Source organism: Butyrivibrio sp. INlla16, from assembly GCF_900104155.1.
In the GTDB taxonomy this organism is placed as follows: Bacteria; Bacillota; Clostridia; order Lachnospirales; family Lachnospiraceae; genus Butyrivibrio.
Genome location: NZ_FMYB01000112.1, coordinates 1 through 4,045, shown reverse-complemented (window position 1 = coordinate 4,045; position 4,045 = coordinate 1). Strand labels below are relative to the sequence as shown.

Annotated in this window: 4 protein-coding genes; 2 read left to right on the top strand and 2 right to left on the bottom strand. The window is 39.6% G+C overall.

Annotated elements, in window-relative coordinates; translation table 11 throughout:
• Positions 1-200 precede the first annotated feature (200 nt).
• Positions 201-1,283 carry a hypothetical protein gene (locus BLR42_RS21990; protein ID WP_091873828.1) on the top strand — a complete coding sequence of 361 codons (1,083 nt, stop codon included), beginning with the start codon at positions 201-203 and terminating at the stop codon, positions 1,281-1,283.
• A 150-nt stretch (positions 1,284-1,433) separates the two neighbouring features.
• On the opposite strand, the gene BLR42_RS21985 is transcribed toward BLR42_RS21990, so the two are convergent.
• Positions 1,434-1,769, bottom strand: a complete 336-nt coding sequence (locus BLR42_RS21985; RefSeq protein WP_170832942.1) for a signal peptidase I — start codon at positions 1,767-1,769, stop codon at positions 1,434-1,436.
• 4 nt (positions 1,770-1,773) lie between these two features.
• Entirely contained in the window at positions 1,774-3,054 is a 1,281-nt protein-coding gene (locus BLR42_RS21980; RefSeq protein ID WP_091873823.1) for a hypothetical protein, read from the bottom strand.
• 266 nt (positions 3,055-3,320) lie between these two features.
• Between BLR42_RS21980 and BLR42_RS24035 the strand changes: the two genes are divergently transcribed.
• The gene (locus BLR42_RS24035; RefSeq protein ID WP_139165252.1) at positions 3,321-3,980 is read left to right on the top strand and encodes a ComF family protein; all 660 of its coding nucleotides are present in this window, start codon (positions 3,321-3,323) and stop codon (positions 3,978-3,980) included.
• Positions 3,981-4,045 lie beyond the last annotated feature (65 nt).

The following is a 4,045-nucleotide window of genomic DNA, read 5'->3' as shown; positions in this document are numbered from 1 at the left end:
AAAAGGCTATGTATGGTCGCTGTGGAATTGAGTTACTCTCGGCCAAACTGATGTACAGAAAACCATAGTTTTACTAATAAATGCGGAAGAACCTATAAATTGCATATCTGCGGCAGTATTTCCCAAGGTGTCACCGATAGAAACTAGGAAACAAGCGGGAGTTTCCGCCCGTTTTAGTGTTTTTGGAAAGGAGGTTTTCTATGGCTAATAGGTGCGCTCAGAGGGAGGAGTCTTTAACAACCGAAGTTGGGAATGTTAAGTATTCAAGAGATGAACGACTGGGAATTATTGCCTGTGTTGCAAAAGATACCGGATCTGAAATATGTGCTGAGTTATTTGAGATGCTCTCACTGAGCCTAAATGATGCTGATGTGGCTGAGCTTATAGAGGCTCACAACATAAATGTCACATTTGATCCTATTGAAGAGATCCCGGCTAAGATCAATCTTCGAAAAGATCAGGAATATGCTCTTATAGCTGGAGTACAGCTGGGCGTAAGAGATGACTTTTGCATGAGGCAGATCATTAAGCATTACCATAACCGTATGGTCGCATTACTTAAGACTTGCATTCCTGCAAGTGAGGCGAATTATGTAAATGAGATCACGGATGAGGTAGTCTGGGAGATGATTTCCAGGTATTTCGACATGAAGACCAATAACAGTCTCTTGTCCATGCTTAAGGTCGCAGCTCCTAGAAAGGTTCTTAGATCTTACATGTATCGCGAACCCTGCAATGGTGTTAAGATTCCGGAAAAAAGATATCTTCTGATGATGAAGGTTAAGAAGTACTTTGCTGATAATGGCGTTGATTTAGAAAGATTCAGCAATAAAGAGATGAAAGGCTGCATCGAGTATCTTAAAGCAAATGGCTATGATATAACGATGCCGGAGCTGAGTGAAATAGTCTGTGACTTCACTACTCAGGCAGTACCTCTTTCAACCGATGCTTACGTGGATGTTCTTGAGAAATCAGAGGCTGAGGCGATCACAGATTCAACCGTCTCACTTAAGAATATGATTTCCGCAGAGCTTAAGTACTTTGAGTCCCAGAAGTGCAGTATACTCAGTGCTATCATGGACAAGGAACTTACAAGCGTGGAGAAGTACGTTATTTTCAGATACCACGGATTCATTTCAGAAGAAAAGGTTACAAGAAAAGAACTGGCAGAATGCATGGGCGTGGAACTCAAGCAGCTTATGGCTATTGAGAGAGGAGCTATGAATAAGCTCAGAAAGAGCATTTTGCGTGAAGCTCCTGATCTTGCAGAATTTAGTTATTAAACAATATTAATTTAGTGCGCAGATATAATGTTTATAAAAAAGGCATGTGAAAAATGGACTTATGGTTTCCTGTTCCATTTTTCGCATGCTTTTTGTTTTGGAATTTAGTGTATACAATATATATCTATATTATATATACAAAATCAGATTCTAATAGTTGATCACTTTATAGAGGATATCCTCTGAATTTACCGGAGGATCTGCGGTTTCGTTGTTGTCGCCCTTAAAGGTGAAGGTATCCCCATCAATATCTATTATCCGGTGTATCATCTTTGTTTTCCCTTTTTTATAGACTGCTATGTCATTTACATTAAGTTCCTCTGGGCTAACCCTTTTCCCAATTGCAAAACTCCCTGAGTTTATCGTTGGCTCCATGCTCCTTGTTGGTACATACAAAAGTCTGTAGCCAGACAGTGTATATACCATAACAAGTATAAGGAGTGGGATAAAGGGCAGGGTATTCCTAAATAATGCTCTGCGTTTCATTATTTTATGCCTCCTGGTCGATGGGAGGTAAGTAAAAGTCAGGTTCATATATTCTTATATGCCACTCATCATCCCCGGGGATCTTTGATCTAAGGTACAGGTATGATGCAATAATAAATGAAAAGGTAAGAAGCAGTATCACTACTGCGAGGATATAGGCTTTTACATAGTTCATCTTGTAGGGATAGACTTTATATACATCGCCTTCCTTTAGCTGGTAGGTATCTGACAATGGAAAAGTCATCTTAAGCCCCAGTTCTTCAAAATTAAGTGCTGTCCTAGGTGTTATGCGCTCTTCCATGAAGGTCTTTCCGCCGTCAAGGGAGATCTCTATTACGGATTCACCTGCCATGCCGCTTTTAAGTACTCTTACATAGAAGGATAGGTTGTTATCTGAGAGGATATCATATAACAGCTTTGAGGAATCTAACGTGGTTATTTCCATTTCAACGCTGCTGTCACCGATATGATCTGAAACAACGGAAGTCTTTGGATCGCTGATGTGGGCGTAGTAGTAATCCCCCATAACAAAAGGAGTAGCATCTGTTGCATTATCTATTATGAATCTAGCGGTAAGGCCTGTTGATATGCTATTTCCATTTTCTGTCTGTGAGAAGAGTTCAAGGGATCCATGGAGTGGAACAAGCTTTTCATCTGACCAGGTTGAGCCATCATCCAAGCTGTATTTTATTGAAAAGCCACCGGGTACGCCGGATGATGTTATTTTTATCGCCAGCTCATATCGTCCATTCTGTGTTCCTTCTATGGCTATCTGACCAAGACCTGATCCTTCATGGAATACATCAAAGTCGGATTCATAGGATGAGTCCTGTTCTATAAGCTCACGCTTTATATCGGGTGTTTCAGCTTCCTTTTCCGAGATCATTGTTACAAGGTCTATGGTGTCTCCGCTTTTTATGGAGAAGTCTTCAGGGTAAGTGAAGCTGTAGGTTCCTGTTGAATCCTCATATGATGCTATTTCGAGGACTTTGTAATTACCCTCTTCCACAAAGCATTTATCCATGTATTTGTTGTCATGGTAGAGGTTTAATCTGTATATGTTCCCGGTGTCTGTGTTTTGGATCTCTGCGTAGACCGACAGGGTAAAAGCTTCATCTGCGTTAAGGGATAAGTTCACCTGGCAGGGAGAAACTTCTGACTGTTTTGTTGTTATTGATTCTGTTACAGCTATTTCATCGCCGCAGCTATCTTCCATGGCACATACCGGCAGGGCGGCAGAGCTTATGGTAAGCAGGGTGCATATAAAAAGTAATGCCTTTTTCATTTATTTCTTAATCTCCTTTAGTTGTCTTCATATTAGAAATAGCGCAGAATTTGGATATTTTTGAAAAGTCTTTTAGAAAACTATATTTATTCAGCTAATAACCAGCCCCTTTGGATGTTCCTATTGACATATATGTGGTCATAATATATTATCAACGTCGAGCCAAAATTGAGGCTGATTATTAAATCATATATTTAATAATCGCTACCAGGGATACATTAAATGGACTAAACAGAAGAGGAGGAAAATAACTAACGAAAGAAAAAATACATACACTATCTACCTATCATAAGTATTGGATAGATGAAGAAGTAGACCTAAGAAATCCGGAATTTGATGAATTTAGCGGTCTCGTCCTTGCACTAAAGCAAAAAGAACAAAACGCAATAGATTATTTCTATCAAGCTCTCAATGATTTAATTCCCGAAGATGTTGCAATCTGCACCGTCCCTTCAAGTAATCCCCAAAAAATAGAAACTGGAATAACGATACTTGCCGAAAAACTATCAGCAGACAAAAACAGAATAGACAGAACTCATTTTCTTAAGAGAACAAAAGAAATACCAAAACTCGCTAGCGGTGGAGACCGGCGAATATCCATTCATCATGAATCAATAAAGACATCAGAAGAGGAATCCGTCAAAGGTATGACTGTAATCCTTCTTGATGATGTTACAACAACGGGTAATTCACTTATTGCCTGCCGCGACATTCTTTTGAAAAACGGAGCAGATGACGTAATAATGTTTGCTCTTGGAGAAACAAAAGAACCTTTTATACAAAAATTCCTTGTATTTATTGAACTGGTAGCCTCTTTCTTACGACTAATAATATGGATAACTGAGAAGGTTATCGTCTGGCTCATCTATAACTTCAGGAAATTACCCTTTTATTTCGGCTCTTCTGGCATGAGTGTGGTTAGTTAAATACGCTGAAGTCCTCATGCCATGCGGCTTAAGCGTACTTTACACGGTTGCGATTTGGTAACGGT